A 15898-nucleotide genomic window follows, 5' to 3' on the forward strand; every position below is an offset into this window, starting at 1 on the left:
CTTAGATTCCAATGACTATAGGATGTGTAACCGCTTTATTTCCAGTAGAAATTTCTTATTCATCCGCAAGATTTTACTAATTAATCCTTCTGCGTATAATAGACTTTGGATATCGCTTCAAAGAGATTTACGTAAGCAATTTGTATTTAACGTTTAAGCGCTGTGCAGGTGGCTCGTATGACGACCCTGAACTAGCGCTTTTTTCGTACAATCTCACGAAGCAGCGTCCGCTGTAGGCTTGGCCTGCAGGAAACAAATGAGGAGGATTATTTATTTTAGCGCGTAAAAATATTGATAAGTTAGTATTCGTACCAACCATCGTTTTATTTATTCTCGCGTCATTGCTATTTATTTTAGGCGGTGGGCAGTTACAAGCCGGCCTGAGTTCAATATTGAACTGGATTGATACTCGCATGTCATGGGCCTATATGATGGTGTACGTGGTCAACTTTTTATTTTTTATGTATTTGGCATTTGGTAAGTTTGGTAAGGTTAAATTGGGTGACCCCGAAGACAAGCCCCACTACAGTAACTTTCAGTGGGGAAGCATGGTCTTCGCTACGGCCATCGATGCCAGCATTTTAATGCTGTCCATCGTTGATCCCTTACGGTACCTGCAACACCCAGCGTTTGGTTTGAAGCCATTCTCTAGTGATGCATACGGTGCCGCCCACATGTTGGGGCAATTCAACTGGGGTCCCATGGCCTGGATGATGTTTGCACCAGCCACGATTGCGATTGCTTACGTTCTGTACGTCAAGCATGGTAAGGTTCAGCGGGTTTCTGCTGCCATTACCAGTTTGCAGGGCGATAGTCGCGGTAAAGTGGTTGCACGGCACGTCATCGACTTCTTAGTGGTCTTTGGAATCATGGGGGGCATTGGCTCTTCAGTCGGAATGGAAATTCCCATCATTTCCAAAGTCCTGAGCCGGCTTACCGGTGTGCAAGACAATTTGATGCTAAAAATTGAGCTCTTTATTATTCTGTTTATCTTATTTGCTGTCACGGTGTTCCATGGTTTGAATGGTGGGATCAACCGGTTGAGTTCAGCTCATATTTGGACGGCACTGGGGTTATTAGCCATTATCTTAGTCATTGGACCAACGGTTTACATTTTAAATTCTGAAACGAACAGTTTGGGTTTGATGGCGCAAAAGTTTGTATCCATGTCGACCAACACGTTGCCCAACGGGGGTAGCAGTACCGCTCAGCAAGAAACGATTTTCTACTGGGGTTGGTGGTTGTCCTACATGCCCGTTATGGGACTGTTCATTGCCCGGATTTCTAAAGGCCGGACGATTCGTCAGGTTCTCGTGGGGATGTTGACTTATGGTGCTTTGGGTTGCATGAGTTTTTACGCCATCTTTGGTGGGTACTCTCTGTGGCTGCAACGTACCGGGGCCGTTAACCTGGTCCATATCTTGAATACACAGGGTCAGGCCGCTGTGGTTGCCACAGTCATTGCCACCTTGCCATTTAAGATGATCATCTTGGCGCTCTACTGTATCTCTTGTTTCATCTTCTTAGCCACGACCATCTCGTCGTCAGCGTTTATCGTTTCTTCATTCACCAGCCTGCACTTGGATGATGGAGAAGAACCTAGTCGCTGGAACCGGATGATCTGGGTCGTTGTCTTCATCATCTTCTCCTTCGGGATTGTGATGGTTGGGGGCTTCAAGACTGTTCAAACGGTCTCAACGATTGCCGGATTCCCACTGATGATTGTTTGTCTGTTGTTGCTGCATTCCATTTGGCACATGTTAACGGCCAAGAATGCCGTGGCACCAGTCGTGGTTCCACAACCAGTTGTGATTCGCCGGATTACGGTAGAATTGCCACGAGCGGTTCGTGGACCAATGATTTTATCACCAGACCACGCTAATTAAACGAATTTAAACGAACAGGTAGCCCTGAATTTAGCAGGTTACCTGTTTTTGTGTTATTCAGACAAAGTTGGTTGCGTGAGGTCGCCAATGTCTCTTTACAGGGCAGCACGATGGTTAGGTCTGAATGGTGAAACTAATCAGTCATTATTGGTATTATTGGTTTATATCTAGGAATGGCGTTTTAAGGGTGACTAATTAGATTCCGGGTAAATCATCGCGTTACGGGTTAAACTACCAGAGACATTCAACAAGACGTGTTAAGCGGGAATTCTGCGGCCTTACTGTTGGGATGTTGAGAACCGTTTTCTGATATCTTCATATGGATCTAGTGGTTTCAATTGGATGCGTATGGACACTTTTTCGATAATTAGCGTGCTACTCTTGAGAGTAGAGGTATGATACAATGAAGCCGAATCATCCATTGGAGGGAAAATAACTTTATGGCAGATGAAAGTAACAATCCGCTGTTTTTCCGGCGCATTTTAATTACAATCGACGAGGACGACCGTCCATCGACCAGCCGGGCTTTTCGGTTCGCAATGACTATGGCGCGCGATTATCAAGCACATTTAGGCATTGCATCTGTTTTGGAAAATGATGACATCAGCATCTATGAGTCCTTGATGCCAGCTAAATTGAACGAACGACGGAATCATCTTCGTCGAATCGTTAAAGAATATGCTGACAAGGCAACCGCATTTGGCGTTGAGCAGGTTCGGCCCATTGTGGCTGAAGGTGGCGACGTGGACGATGTGATTCTGCAAAAAATCGTACCAGACTTTCAACCAGACCTGATTGTTTGTGGGGCTGACGTGGACTTTGCTAGCCATGGTCATCCAGGGGCAATTGGACTGCGATTGACGAAAAAATCTGATGTCTCAGTTATCGTGATTCGCTAGGCATCGGTAGTCGGTGGTGGCTGGAAAACTATCAGTATATGGCTAATAAGGCGAATGTTAAGATTAGTTTTTTGATTAGAGTACTTTAGCAAAAAAAGTCCATTGAACTTTCCAAGTGGAAGGCTCAATGGACTTTTATTAGTTGTCGGGCAATCGATGATGTATCGACTCAATCAGTTTGGCGGTTAAGTTAGTTTATTCAATCAAAATATGCCTATCAGTTATTAATCCACACATAGTTTGGTGTATAATAAGCATACTCGAAACGTGTTCAAAGGGGGAGTTCTGATGCAGAAACCAGCAGTTCAGGGATTCTTGTTTGATTTACATGGGGTGATTGCCGATTCGTGGCAGTACCACTTAGCCTCTTGGCGACAAATTGCCCGAGAACTTAAAGTGTCATGGACGCCACAGCTTGCTGAGACGCTACCGGGCATGAGTCGGCGTGATTCGTTGCGGACCATTTTGAGTTCTGATAATCGTCAGTCCGAGTTCACGGCGCAACAATTCCAAGCGATTGCCACCCATGAGAATGAGTTATATCGACAAATGATTACCAAAATGACGCCAGCCAACCGATTACCTGGTGTAACCAAGTTTTTAAAGGAGTTGGTGGCGGCTGGTTATCCAATGGCTCTGGCCTCAGCGTCGACCAACGCGCCAGCTGAAATTGTTCGGTTGGGGTTGACCGGATTCTTTTCCAAGATTGTTGCGGCAGATCAGCTCCAACACAGTAAGCCGGCGCCTGACGTATATTTGGCTGCGGCGAAACTAGTGGGATTGCCACCGAAAAATTGCGTGGCATTTGAAGACACGGTCACTGGGATGCAATCGGCCAAGGCCGCGGGATGTTACACGGTAGGAATTAATCAGCAAGAATTACCAGGCGCGGATGCCATGCTGGCAAATACGACGGAGCTTAGTCTTGCAACCGTGTTGCGGGCACTTGGCCAGCCAGTCGGGTGAGCACGAAGTCTTTCAAAATAACGGCTTGGTTATGTTCTTCATCTTTAGCACCGTATAAAAAGATAACGTCCTGAGTGGCTAACTGGTCAGCTACCAACTTTAAAAAGTCAGGTAGGGCAGCGTTAGCGGCGAGTTCGACGAGATACTTCTCCTTGAACTCTGGGAACTTAGCGGGCTCGTGGTTGAACCACTTACGCAGTTCGGTCGTAGGGCCCATCTCCTTTTCCCAGGAGGCCAGTTGGGCGTTGACCTTAGAAATACCGCGTGGCCAGAGCCGATCGACCAGGACGCGATAACCGTCTAGGTCGGCTGGTTTTGTATAGATACGTTCGCATTTAATTGCCATTTTCATACCATCTCCATGTTTCCCAGTTTACCATCTCTGTTCTGAGAATTAAATCTTATCGAGTGACTAATATTACTGTGCTCCGGCAGCCCGGGCCGAAACCAGCCGTGGGGACCGGAGCAAGCCGAAGGGCGGTCTTGCTCCTCGAGTCAACGCCACTGTCACGGTTAGTTTCGTCCCAGGCTGCCTCCGACTTAGATTGTGGTCGTTACACGGAATTAGCTGGTGGTGTCATAATAATACTGAGCAGCAATTCGGAGACGTAGGGGTTGGGTAATGTTTATGAAGTTAGACACAGTAGGTCTTAATTAATAGCGTACTCTGTTTACATTTGACCCAAGGGAAACGTATTATGGCCAACTTAATGTTGGTAACCGTATTGCTTTTCACGTTGGCAGAGGACGCCAGGTTGGATTTAGTTCAGGATTTTAGCCGGAGGTCGTCAGGGAGGGGCGGCTGTGTCGATGGTGTTAGGCCGGGCGGTTGGTTTTCCCCGGTCTTACAGCATGGGTCGAGCTTGGAGACCCGCGGTTTTGGCGGGGCTTCAAGTCGAGCCGAAAGACCGGTATTTGGGCTGAAGGCGACCCCACAGCGGCCCCTCCCTGGCGGCCGTAGGCGGACAATCTTGACGTATGTTAATAAGCAAAGGAAGCGAATGAGACCATGACAAATGAGTTGGCTGAGTTTTATGCGGGCCGCTCTACCCCAGAGATTACGCAAGACCTGCTGGGACACGAGTTGATCTACGATACGCCGGCAGGCAGAATGAGCGGGTGGATCGTTGAAGCGGAAGCCTATTTGGGTGAACAGGATACCGCAGCACACGCTTTTAATGGCCGGTATACGGCCGCTAACGCTGCTTTGTATGACGCACCAGGAACCATCTACATTTATATTTTACGCGGCTACTACATGTTGGACGTGGCCACTCAGGCAGCGGGCACACCGCAAGGAATCCTGATCCGGGGAATCGAACCCCATGAAGGGTTAGACCTCATGCAGCAGCACCGTGACAAGCCAGTTCCAGATATTAGTAACGGTCCAGGCAAACTGACAGCGGCTATCGGGTTACAATCCAAGGACCTGAACAGAACGCTACTTGGCACACATAATTTAACAATTACAGCAGAAAAGACGCGTCAACCACGGGAAGTCGCGGCTACATCGCGGGTCGGGGTCAGTGCAGGTAGCTGGCAGGATCGACCATTGCGGTTTACGGTTGCAGGCAACCCCTTTGTTTCCGGCAGTCGTAAACGCGATTGGGACCGGGACGATCATGGTTGGCAGAACTAGGCGTTGATGAGGTGGCTTTGGTATAATAGCCCCATAACGTTTTAAGGGATGGCATAAGTTTATGAATATAGATATTTTTATTGAAACACGGAAGCGACTGCACTTGTCGCAAGACCAGTTGGCTAACGGTATTTGTACACAAGCAACTCTTAGTAAATTTGAACGTAACGGCAAGGTTCCTTCTTTAAAAATCCTTCTGCAACTGTGCGATCGGCTAGAATTAACGTTAAATGATCTTTTTCCGTTGAACCACGATGAAGATTCCGTTCGTTCACAAGCGTTGGAACAAGCAGAATTTCAACTATTGATTGGTGAATATAAGGAAGCCGCGGCTAGTTTGAAAAAGTTAGGCAATCCAGAGACGGGCACGTTGACTTTTCAAATGCGATTTTACTTCATCCGGGGGTATATCACGGCGTTGACTGGTGGTCCAATTGCCGACTCCCTCTACGACTTTTCACAAATTTTGAACCGGTTCGATGAGGGCCATCACTCCATGTACTCCATGTTGGCTTACACCGGGATGGGGATTGCTTATAGTAATGAGGATGACGATGAACGAGCTGGCTTTTATTTCAATAAGGTTGCCGGAGAGATTCGGAATCTGAGTTTTAAGAATCGCCACAGCATTTGGCGCGCTTTGAACATTATTTTTTACACGGGTCAATTTTATGGTCGCAATGGTGAATTGAAGAATAGTAACGACCTGTTGACCTATGGGGTCGAGGTCTGTGCGCGCTTTCATGTAACCTACTACTTGGCACGTATCTTGTATCAGCGCGCTTTGAACCAGCAAAGACTGCAAGGAGATTCCCATCAAATTAAGCAGGACCTCCAAGATGCTGCCGCGTTTGCCCGCTTGAACAGCAATACGAAGCTATTACAGATGATTGAAGAGTTCCCGCTGAACGATTAGACGGTTAGGCTTAGACAGCTAAAGGTGAAAGCACTGACACTCACTGTGCCTGATATAACAAGGATTGACTGTTAAGATTTAGTCAGACATAGTGGGAAATTGTCGCCTTACCGTTCGCCAAATTTGGACCGGAACGCGGTGGGGAGGACGGGACAAGCCTAAAGGCGGTCTTGTCCCTCGCTTGAAGCCGCAAAGCACGTCTTCAAGTCGCCATTTTCAAGAAATTCACTTGAAAATCTCACGGCTGAGTCCAAATTTGACTCACTCTCAGCTACCTAAGAGAGTGCCAATATTATTGCGTGTCATTCAGGCATGTAAGCTAGCTTAGTTTCCAAGAACCTGTTTAACGGGAATTTCTGACAGCTGCAGGCGGCTGATTGAGACTAAAGTCTATAACGCCTATCGATTCTTGGCTTGAAAACGTTCTTTGAACTTTCTAACTTTTAGTTAGACAGCAAAAAGGTATCGAGACGGTTGTCTCGATACCTTTTGTTTATCTTAGATTTAGTAAGGCTTACGGCCAAAATGAACTGCGGCCGCCCCCAAATTGAATTGCTGATAATGAACCTGACGGAGGCCAGCATCCCGAAACATCGTGGCCAGCTCAGTCACACTCACGAATTGGTGAGTCGACTGTTGTAGGTAGTTGTAGGCCTGGTAATGGTGCACCAGCTTACCCATCAGGGGCACGATATGACCAAAGTAGACCTGCCACCCCGTGTGAACAACTGGATTGGTTGGTTGTGAGGTCTCCAGGCAAACGACTTGTCCACCCGGCTTAACCACCCGTGCCATTTCACGTAAGACTTGGTTTGCATCCGGGACATTACGGAGGCCGAAGCCAATCGTCACTAGATTAAAACTATTATCTGGGTAAGGGAGGTGCATGGCATCCCCCTGGCGCAGCGTAATACGGTCGGTTAGTCCAGCCGCTTTAACCTTGGAGCGGGCTTCACGTAACATGACGCCACTAAAGTCGAGGCCAACTACGCGACCCGCCGGGCCAACGGCAGTTGCCAGCGCCAACGTCCAATCGCCAGTGCCGCAGCAGAGGTCGAGGGCGAAATCACCCGATTGAATGGTCGTTGCGTTCATCACGCGTTGCCGCCAAAGCCGGTGAGTACCAAGACTGATTAGATTATTCATCTGATCATACTGGGGGGCAATACCATCAAAAGTGGCTTGCACTTGGTCTTCAGGTGTTTGATTGGTCAGGGGCATGCAAATGACCTCCTTTAGTCGGAATTACAGCAGGTACTTAGCGTCAGTGTCGGGATCTTGCGATGTCAGAATCTTAGGACCGTCGTCGGTAATTACCAGCGTGTGTTCGTACTGAGCGGACAGTGAGCCATCGGCCGTTGCGTAGTATTCCCACGACTTGTCAGGGACTTCTTTAGAAATGATTTCCCAGGTGCCCAAGTTGATCATAGGTTCGATGGTAATCGTCATGCCAGCCCGCAAACGTAACCCACGGCCTGCTTCCCCATAGTTAGGAACATTTGGTTGTTCATGCATGGTTGGCTGAATCCCGTGGCCAATCAACTCACGGACGTCGCCCATGTGTTCTTGACCTTCCGTGTAAGCCTGAATGGCGTGACCAATGTCACCGATACGGTTACCGACAACGGCTTGGTCAATCCCCAAGTAGAGGGCTTTCTTCGTAACATCCATCAAGTGTTGGGCTTCGTCACTGATTTTACCCACGGCGTAGGTCCAGCAAGAGTCACTTTCAAAGCCATCCAAGTTGACAGTCATGTCGACGGCCACAATGTCGCCTTCCTTGAGTAAGAGTTCCTTGCGAGGGATGGCGTGGGCGACTTCATCGTTAACACTGACACAGGTGGCGTACTTGTAGCCTTCAAACCCTTTTTCTGAAGGGGTGGCACCGTGTTCAGCGATGTATTTGTTAGCAAAACGTTCAATTTCCCAGGTAGAGATACCTGGTTTGATGATGTCCCGTAAGCCCTTGTGGACACCAGCTAAAACGGCACCAGATTCGGCCATTTTCTTAATTTCACGATCAGATTTAATGGTTATCAACGTGTTACCTCCTAAAAATTATGTTCACTTCTAATGTACACCTAATCAGTCATTTAGGCGACTCAGCCGAATAAGTTCTATACGGCAGGAACGACCGAACGAGACTTTCTCGTTCGGCCGCTGATTAGTCTGCTTTGAGCTGATTGATCTTACCGTCGTTGACCTGAGTCAAGATTCGCTTGGCCTCGGTGATCCGTGCATCGCATAAGAAGTGCATGGAGTTATCTTTTTCATCCTCGGCGCGTTTCATTTGTTCCGTGAGAAAGTCAATTTCATCTTTTAAATAAGTCACTAAGTCCATGGTCCGCCCTCAATTCTTTGCGTAGTCCGCAATAACTGGTCATAAATGCCCAGCCACATAATAATTTCATTGTACCAAAGTTTGCACCATAAGTAACTTGATTGAACAGGGACCAATCGGTTTACAGTCCTCGGTAAAAGGACTACGATAGAAACCAGTTGATAATGTTTCTAAAGTAGCATGAGGGAGTGAGTGTCTTGGATTCAGAGGCAATTGATTTACAGGGGCGGCCATATAGTCATCTGGCCTTTATTTGGACGCTATTGGCGGGGACCTTTACCATGTCGATCAGCCAGTCGTCGCTGTCGACGGCGTACCCAACATTGATGCGGTACTTTAACGTACCAGCATCAACAGTTCAATGGCTGACGACGGGGTTTATGTTGGTGATGGTTGTGATGATGCCGGTCAGTCCGTGGTTGTTAAATAATATCCGGTTTCCAGTGCTCTTTGTGACCGTGCTGGCGTTATTTGACGTTGGGACTTTTATTATCTACTTAGCCACCAGCTTTCCGTTGATGATGCTGGGGCGGGTCATGGAAGCCATGGCGGTCGGTATCATGTTTCCGTCCTACCAGACGGTGATGTTGCGAATCACCCCGGAAGCACAGCGGGGGAGCGTCATGGGATTTGCTGGCCTGGTCATGGGCTCGGCATTAGCGGTTGGCCCGATTATTTCTGGAATTGTTTTGAAATATACCAGCTGGCAGGGCCTCTTTGTTGTCTTTATGCTGATTATCACGATTGTGTTCTTGATTGCCATCAAAACTATCAAGGACGTCATGCCTCAGCATAAGGCTCACCTGGACTACTGGTCCGTCATCAGTAGTGTTGGTTTTATTGGAATCCTGTACGTTGTTAACCAAATTGGCAAGGCGGCAGTCAATTGGACTGTTATGGGCGGCCTGCTGGTAATCAGTCTTTTGGCAGTAGCCTACTTTGTTTTTCGCCAATTTCACGTGGCCACGCCCTTACTGGATCTGCGGGTCCTAAAGACAGTTAACTTTGATTTGGCTGTCCTATTGACAGGAACTTCCTATATCGCTTTAATCGTGGTTACGATTGTCTTTCCATTATATTATCAAGAAGTCCTGGGGATTTCGCCATTTGCTTCGGGGATGGCCTTAGTTCCTGGGGCCGTGGTCCTAAGCCTGTTGAACCCGTTGACAGGGAAGTTGGCTGACCGCATTGGATTTAAGGCCACCATGCTGACTGGGATGTCGATGATTGTCCTGGGCTGGTTATGGTTGGCCGTGGTTGGTGGCAAGCAGTCACTGATTGCGATGATTTTGATTGCTGCCCTGATTGAAGGGGGTAACGCGTTTGTGATGATGCCGGCCGTGACTTTGGGGGCTAATTCCTTGCCGGACCAGTTGATTTCTCATGGGACCGCGGTAATTACCACGGTTCGCCAAATTCTGGGATCGACGGGGGTTGCCGTGGCAACCCTTATTTTAGCCACCGTGACGGCAGGACAGTTGAAGGTGACTTCAGCGGCTACCGCTAACCTAGCCGGGTACCATGCGGTTTTCTGGACATTTTTAGGGGTTGCGGTTGTTGGCTGGATTTTCGCTGCTATGCTTCGTGACGGTCGGAAACAGGCGTGACTTATTGCTGCCTGCCGCCGCTAGTGGTCAGGCAACTCCGCCTGTGGGACCGTCTAAAGCCTGTGAAGCGGTCTTTAGACTCGACTTTAAGCCTCAAGAACCGTGAGTCTTAAGGGTCGTCCTAGTCCTGTAAGACCCAGAAAACCACTCGGGCTAACAGGACCTTCACGGGCTCCGTACCTGACCACTAGCGGCTCAGATAGTCGTCACAGTCTGTTTGTTAGATGGACCGTTTGATGATTGTCGATGGTGTTATATAATACTGAAAATAAAAATGACTGTTGCGCGATTGCAACAGTCATTTTTTATACTTAAATTTGTAAGACTAGAGGTTGAAAGTTCCAAAACCATTATCAAACCAAGAATAGTAAGGCATTATAGACGTGAAATTAGTCTCACCCAGCCACCTGCGGCTGTCAGAGATTCCGCTTGCTGTGGGGAACGCCTACGGCCTGAAAAGCGGTCCTTCGGCTCGGTTTGAAGCCTGGAAAAACCACCAGTCTCCAAACCCGTCCCACGCTGTAAGCCGAAAATCGGCTAACACCGTCGACACAGCAGGCTCCACCTCTGACCGCTTCCGGTTAAACGGTTTCTTGGAATCTAAGCCAGCTTGAATGTCTGACTAAACACCAATACCCAATCCTTGCTGTATCAGGAATAGTGAGTGTCTCAGTGCTTTCAGCCTTTAGTTGTAAGCCTAATGTTGAAAGCTTTGTATGTTAGTTAGGCTTGTTGTGACAACGATAGAGGTCTGAAAATTAAGAAACCACCCATTTTGAGCAAAAGTTGCTGCAATTAACCTGTTCGGGGTGTCGTACGTATGCTCTTCAGCGGCAATTATGCTAATGCAATCGTAGCCGGAGGTGGTCAGGGATGGCGCCCGCTGTGAAAGTGCTGTTAGCTGGCGTTTTCTCAGCCAGTTTACAGCACGGGCGACTTTGGAGACACGTGTTCTTCGTGGCTTCAAATCGAGCGAGAAGACGGGTGGTTTTCCAGTCTGAAGCGTCCCCACAGCGGGCAGAATCCCTGACCACCGGAGTGCGATCAATTTAGACTAATTTAGGAATACCAGTGATCAAGTGTAGCCAAAGAAGGCCAGGTTACTAGTGCGTTTCAGCAAAACCACGGCGGCCACCTGGCTTGGGAATCTGGTTTTGCATCATGACGCTGAAACCACCATCAATGGCGATACCAGCAGCGTTAATGTAGCTGGACCGGTCACTGGCCAGGAAGAGAATGGCGTTGGCGATGTCTTCGGTCGTTCCAATTCGCTTGCTGGCGGTCAACTCCTTGCGGCCATTTTCGACGGCGGGGTCGGCATAGAAGGCTGCCGACATGGGAGTCTTGACCAGGCAAGGTTCCAGCACGTTACTCCGAATGCCAAACATGCCCCATTCAGCGGCCACCTGTTTGGATAACATGTTCACGCCCGCCTTGCTGGTACTGTAGGCACCACTATAAGTTTCGGGGATGTCACTGGCCACCGTTGAGATGTGGACGAAGGTCCCGTGTTTTTGCGCGATCATCAGCTTACCAAATTCGTGGGTTACCAGGTAGTAGCCGTTAAGGTTAACGTCGAGTACTTGCTTCCACGTTTGATAATCTAAATCTTCTAATGGATCGAATTTCAGAATGCCTGCCGTGTTGATCACAACATCTACGCGGCCAAACGTATCCTTCACTTGATCCACAGCACGTTGCACACTGGCTTCTTTCGTAACATCACAATTGACCGCTAGACCGGCGACGTGGTACGTGTTAATCAGGTCAGTCACGAGGGCGGCCGTTTTTTCCTGGTCCATATCGAGTGCAACGACCGTGGCTTTTTGCTCAGCCAAAGCCTCACAAATTTTGGTGCCCATACCACCAACGGCACCAGTAACGACACAAACTTTGTCTGCTAATCCTAACCATTCTGACATGTTAAATTCCTCCTATAAGCTTAATTTCTTAATTCTGGGGCATCTTCTGACCAGTCCAGAGTTTGAATGCCGCGGCACCTTGGTTGTATAGCATACCTTGCCCGTTCAAAACGTGAGCGACACCAGCTTGTTGCGCAACTCGCATGAGCTTCGTGACGCTGGGGGCGTAGACGGTATCGAAGACTGTCATGTTGGTGTGAAACCAGTTAGGTTCATCGACTAGGGAGCGGTCGACCAGTTGGCCCATGCCCAGATCCGTGGCGTCCGCGTACACGTCACTAGTCTGCAGGGCTTTATGAAATTGTTCCCGGTCTTCCAATGGGTAAAAACTTGCCCGGCAGTCGGTTTGATCGTTGATGATCTGGACGATGTGTTTGGCGTTTTTGACCGAAGCATCGTTGATATTAAAGACGTTCAGGGTCTTGAGGCCGGCGAGGGCGGACTGGATGGCGATGGGGGTGCCCGCGCCTCCAACTCCGGCCAACGTCATGGTTTGGTTCCGCAAGCCGACGCCGTTGTCCTGGAGGGCGGCCACAAAGCCAGTACCATCGGTCGTATAGCCGGTCAGCTCACCATTATGGTTCACGACAGTATTGACCGCGCCAACTAGCTGGGCCGTCTGGTCGAGGTGGTCCAGCAAAGGAATGATGGCTTGTTTAAACGGCATGGAAATACTAGCGCCTAGCATATTAAACGCACGAATTGCGTTGACGGCGTCCTTTAGCTGAGTAGGTGCAACGTCAAAGGCCAAAAATCTAGCATTGATATTAGCTTTGGCGAAGGCGGCGTTGTGCATGGTGGGTGACTGTGAGTGGCCAGCAGGGTGAGCAATTAAGCCAACTAGCCGCGTATGTCCATCAATTTCCATAAAATTACCTCCTATAGCTTATGTATGTAATTTTAAAAGATGCTGATTATTCCTATCACACTTAATGCTAGAAGGCTTGATTAGAAATTACCAATACTGATTGCTATTTCACCTATAGCGTGAGACTATAGATTGTGAAATAGAGAACAGAGGGATGCCAATGAATCTAAATCAATTACGGTATTTTGCGTGTGTGGGACGGTTGCAAAGCTACACGCAGGCGGCCAATGAGTTGCACGTCAGCCAACCGAGCCTGACCAACGCTGTGCACCGGTTGGAAACGGAACTCAACCTGACACTCTTCACTCATCGGGGTCGGCACATTACGTTGACCGCTACCGGTCATGCGCTTTTACAGGTGGTACAAACAACGCTGACCACACTCGACAATGGAGTGGCGGCCGTGATAGCGGCGGACTCGCAACAGCCGATTAAAATCCGGGTTGGCTGCATTCCCACTGTTATTGGGACGTATTTACCGAAGATTTTACATGAATTTGAGCAAGCCCACACCCGCCAAATTACCTTTGAACTCCACAGTGTAACTACGGAGCGCGTGTTACGGGGACTTGCAGCTAAAACATTGGATCTAGGGATTGCCGCCGTCGATGGTCGGCGACCGGGTGTCTTGTATCATCCGTTGTTGAAGCAACCCTTTATCGTGGTTGTAGCGCCCAACCATCCGTTGGCCCACCGACCACAATTGACGTTGACCGACTTGTTGCCTTACGAGGTGCTCACGTATACGCCGGATTTATTGATTGGGCAGAAGGTTCAGCGAACGCTGACACGGCAAGGGATAAGTGATCAATTGGATTTGAAGGCTGTTTATCCCGATGAGATTTCCATTGCGGGGATGGTGCAGTCGTCGACGGCGGTGGGGTTGGTAGCCGATACCCTCTATTTGGAGGCGTTTGACTTGGTGAAAGTTCCTGTGGCGGTTCCAGAAGACCTCCGGGTAATCTACGCCATGTATCGAGCGGACAATCCCCAGCACGCGTATTTGGCCGAACTCTTTAAGTTATTTGGTCAGCAAAAAAGAAAATAAAATGTTGCTTCCATCGAACGAGCAAGTACGCTAAAATAGCGGATAAGCTTAATCAGAAAGGGGCCTTCCTATGCCAAACACAACCATGATCGATTCGCCTTCGTTTTACGCGAACCCAGACCGCAACGTTGCCGTTTTAAACTACAATGCCCACTTTATTACAAGTATTTTTGACCTCGTAAATAGTGAGGAATTGATTGCGTTTGTTCGTTTATTCTTGAACCAACAGCGCGATAAGGTCCCAGTCGATGCCGACCCCGTCACGACCTTTAACCTAGCGACGCCAGAAACTTATATGGACGTAGTCAAGGCCATTTTGACGGACCAAGTGACCGCGTACCAGCCCTTCAAGACGGCCGAAATTTTGGCCAGCGTTGAGGACCTGTACACGTATTACCGGACGTACCTACGAATCTCACTAATGACGGCCCACGAGAATAACGTTGTCGCCAGTGAGTTCATGTCCATTGATCAAAATTTTAACGATTTAGTGATCCGGTTATACCGAGCCATTGAGGAAAAATTAAAGGGCCATGCGAACCACGTTTACCGTGAAGTCAACGCTGGGACTAACGGCACGTTGTTACTACGGGAAGTTGCGTGGCCATTGCCAACTGGCTACGAGGCCCTTAAGGACATCCATTTTATTAGTCGGATGATGTTACAACCACCAATGATGCTCCATACGAAGAGTAATAAGCGCAAGGGCCTCTTCACAGCGACGCAGACGAATCCCTTGGAAAACTTTAAGGGAACTGAACGTGACTGGTTGTGTTATCCAGCTAAGATTGGCGAGAGCCTGGCCTACATTTACTTCCACAGAGACTATTTGGCGTCGGGAATTGCCCTAGCTAATCTTTTTCAGATGGCAGACACTGAGGAAATCTCGGGGCAGCAGCCGGATCTCATCTTATTGTTTGGGACGCCGGGAGTGGTGAGTGACGATCATCCAGAAAACGGCCACTACTACTACGATCAAACGAATGGGTTTTACGTGGGGCAGATTCCTTACAACGACCAGACAACTTACTTCGGTTACATGAAGAAAATGTGTCTGACACTGCACAACCTCCACATGATTGCTGAGCAGAAGTTACCAATTCACGGCTCGATGGTTCGCATCACTTTTGCCAACGGTCAAACGAAGACGGTGGTTTTCTTTGGGGATTCCGGTGCTGGGAAGTCTGAATCCATTGAAGCTTTGCAGGCGGTGGCCGATGATCAGATTGCTAATATTGAAACGATTTTTGATGACATGGGTAGCTTCACGTTAGAGGACGACCACTTGTACGCGCAGGGCACCGAAACCGGGGCCTTTGTCCGATTGGATGACTTGAGCAGTGAGGTAGCTTTCAACAACATGGACCGCGGAATCTATATGAATCCGGAACAAAAGAATGCACGAGTCATCATTCCAGCGAACACTTGGCCCCGGGTCGTGGCGCACCATGAAATCGATATGTGGGTCTACGCCAACAACTATGACGATGCAATTGGGGTTCATCGTTTTGAAGATCAGGCTACGGCCAAGGCCACCTTTGTTGCCGGCAAACGTTGTGCTTTAGGAACGACTGATGAAGTGGGGATGAGTACCACCTTCTTTGCCAATCCGTTCGGACCCGTACAGGAGCAGGCGGCGACACAACCAATTATTGATGCCGTCTTCGACCGGTTATTTGCGGATGACGTTTACGTTGGTGAAATCTTCACGCATCTGGGTAGCGACAAGTCACAGGCTAATCTCAATGCTTCCGCCCATAAATTACTCCAAGAGTTGCTTAAGTTGTAGAGCGTTTCCGCGCACTG

14 protein-coding genes are annotated in these 15898 nt (G+C 48.7%); 8 read left to right on the top strand and 6 right to left on the bottom strand.

Annotated features, from left to right (window positions below):
• The first annotated feature begins 272 nt into the window (after positions 1–272).
• The 3 genes from EKM75_RS08800 to pgmB all read left to right on the top strand — a co-directional run bounded on the left by EKM75_RS08800 (position 273) and on the right by pgmB (position 3751).
• Positions 273–1886 carry a BCCT family transporter gene (locus EKM75_RS08800; RefSeq protein WP_382338851.1) on the top strand — a complete coding sequence of 538 codons (1614 nt, stop codon included), beginning with the start codon at positions 273–275 and terminating at the stop codon, positions 1884–1886.
• A gap of 440 nt (positions 1887–2326) precedes the next feature.
• Positions 2327–2785 (top strand): universal stress protein, encoded by a 459-nt coding sequence (locus EKM75_RS08805; protein ID WP_125682154.1) that lies wholly within the window; start codon positions 2327–2329, stop codon positions 2783–2785.
• 288 nt (positions 2786–3073) lie between these two features.
• On the top strand, positions 3074–3751 hold the full coding sequence (gene pgmB, locus EKM75_RS08810; protein WP_125693844.1) for a beta-phosphoglucomutase: 678 nt from the start codon (positions 3074–3076) through the stop codon (positions 3749–3751).
• Here the strand turns inward: pgmB and EKM75_RS08815 are convergent.
• Positions 3705–4097 (bottom strand): DUF488 domain-containing protein, encoded by a 393-nt coding sequence (locus tag EKM75_RS08815; RefSeq protein WP_125693846.1) that lies wholly within the window; start codon positions 4095–4097, stop codon positions 3705–3707. The two genes, pgmB and EKM75_RS08815, sit on opposite strands and share 47 nt — an antisense overlap.
• Before the next feature lie 663 nt (positions 4098–4760).
• On the opposite strand from EKM75_RS08815, the gene EKM75_RS08820 reads away from it, so the two are divergent.
• Together EKM75_RS08820 and EKM75_RS08825 are read left to right on the top strand one after the other, a co-directional pair.
• Positions 4761–5390 (top strand): DNA-3-methyladenine glycosylase, encoded by a 630-nt coding sequence (locus tag EKM75_RS08820; protein WP_125693848.1) that lies wholly within the window; start codon positions 4761–4763, stop codon positions 5388–5390.
• Between the two features lie 61 nt (positions 5391–5451).
• Positions 5452–6306, top strand: coding sequence for a helix-turn-helix domain-containing protein (locus EKM75_RS08825; RefSeq protein ID WP_125693850.1), 855 nt, complete (start codon positions 5452–5454; stop codon positions 6304–6306).
• 504 nt (positions 6307–6810) lie between these two features.
• On the opposite strand, the gene EKM75_RS08830 is transcribed toward EKM75_RS08825, so the two are convergent.
• From EKM75_RS08830 to EKM75_RS12780, 3 genes are all read right to left on the bottom strand, one after another.
• The gene (locus tag EKM75_RS08830) at positions 6811–7527 is read right to left on the bottom strand and encodes a demethylmenaquinone methyltransferase (RefSeq protein WP_125693852.1); all 717 of its coding nucleotides are present in this window, start codon (positions 7525–7527) and stop codon (positions 6811–6813) included.
• A 24-nt stretch (positions 7528–7551) separates the two neighbouring features.
• Entirely contained in the window at positions 7552–8346 is a 795-nt protein-coding gene (map, locus tag EKM75_RS08835) for a type I methionyl aminopeptidase (protein WP_125693854.1), read from the bottom strand.
• A gap of 124 nt (positions 8347–8470) precedes the next feature.
• Positions 8471–8647, bottom strand: coding sequence for a hypothetical protein (locus EKM75_RS12780; RefSeq protein ID WP_164506427.1), 177 nt, complete (start codon positions 8645–8647; stop codon positions 8471–8473).
• 197 nt (positions 8648–8844) lie between these two features.
• On the opposite strand from EKM75_RS12780, the gene EKM75_RS08840 reads away from it, so the two are divergent.
• A complete protein-coding gene (locus tag EKM75_RS08840) occupies positions 8845–10254 on the top strand; it encodes an MFS transporter (RefSeq protein WP_125693856.1) in 1410 nt (469 codons plus the stop codon).
• A 1103-nt stretch (positions 10255–11357) separates the two neighbouring features.
• Here EKM75_RS08840 and EKM75_RS08845 read toward each other — a convergent pair.
• On the bottom strand, positions 11358–12176 hold the full coding sequence (locus tag EKM75_RS08845; protein WP_125693858.1) for an SDR family NAD(P)-dependent oxidoreductase: 819 nt from the start codon (positions 12174–12176) through the stop codon (positions 11358–11360).
• A 28-nt stretch (positions 12177–12204) separates the two neighbouring features.
• A complete protein-coding gene (locus tag EKM75_RS08850; protein WP_125693860.1) occupies positions 12205–13044 on the bottom strand; it encodes a quinate/shikimate dehydrogenase in 840 nt (279 codons plus the stop codon).
• Between the two features lie 160 nt (positions 13045–13204).
• On the opposite strand from EKM75_RS08850, the gene EKM75_RS08855 reads away from it, so the two are divergent.
• Both EKM75_RS08855 and EKM75_RS08860 read left to right on the top strand, forming a co-directional pair.
• Positions 13205–14092, top strand: a complete 888-nt coding sequence (locus tag EKM75_RS08855) for a LysR family transcriptional regulator (RefSeq protein ID WP_164508775.1) — start codon at positions 13205–13207, stop codon at positions 14090–14092.
• Between the two features lie 70 nt (positions 14093–14162).
• Positions 14163–15881, top strand: a complete 1719-nt coding sequence (locus EKM75_RS08860) for a phosphoenolpyruvate carboxykinase (ATP) (protein WP_125693863.1) — start codon at positions 14163–14165, stop codon at positions 15879–15881.
• Positions 15882–15898: the final 17 nt, after the last annotated feature.

Source organism: Levilactobacillus tongjiangensis (assembly GCF_003946345.1).
Taxonomy (GTDB): domain Bacteria; phylum Bacillota; class Bacilli; order Lactobacillales; family Lactobacillaceae; genus Levilactobacillus; species Levilactobacillus tongjiangensis.

Bases quoted from the DNA above. Each gene is read 5' to 3' on its own strand.
- EKM75_RS08830 (WP_125693852.1), bottom strand. From the start codon at position 7,527: ATGCCCCTGACCAATCAAACACCTGAAGACCAAGTGCAAGCCACTTTT.
- EKM75_RS12780 (WP_164506427.1), bottom strand. From the start codon at position 8,647: ATGGACTTAGTGACTTATTTAAAAGATGAAATTGACTTTCTCACGGAA.
- EKM75_RS08825 (WP_125693850.1), top strand. From the start codon at position 5,452: ATGAATATAGATATTTTTATTGAAACACGGAAGCGACTGCACTTGTCG.
- EKM75_RS08855 (WP_164508775.1), top strand. From the start codon at position 13,205: ATGAATCTAAATCAATTACGGTATTTTGCGTGTGTGGGACGGTTGCAA.
- pgmB (WP_125693844.1), top strand. From the start codon at position 3,074: ATGCAGAAACCAGCAGTTCAGGGATTCTTGTTTGATTTACATGGGGTG.
- EKM75_RS08850 (WP_125693860.1), bottom strand. From the start codon at position 13,044: ATGGAAATTGATGGACATACGCGGCTAGTTGGCTTAATTGCTCACCCT.
- EKM75_RS08845 (WP_125693858.1), bottom strand. From the start codon at position 12,176: ATGTCAGAATGGTTAGGATTAGCAGACAAAGTTTGTGTCGTTACTGGT.
- EKM75_RS08815 (WP_125693846.1), bottom strand. From the start codon at position 4,097: ATGGCAATTAAATGCGAACGTATCTATACAAAACCAGCCGACCTAGAC.
- EKM75_RS08860 (WP_125693863.1), top strand. From the start codon at position 14,163: ATGCCAAACACAACCATGATCGATTCGCCTTCGTTTTACGCGAACCCA.
- EKM75_RS08805 (WP_125682154.1), top strand. From the start codon at position 2,327: ATGGCAGATGAAAGTAACAATCCGCTGTTTTTCCGGCGCATTTTAATT.
- EKM75_RS08820 (WP_125693848.1), top strand. From the start codon at position 4,761: ATGACAAATGAGTTGGCTGAGTTTTATGCGGGCCGCTCTACCCCAGAG.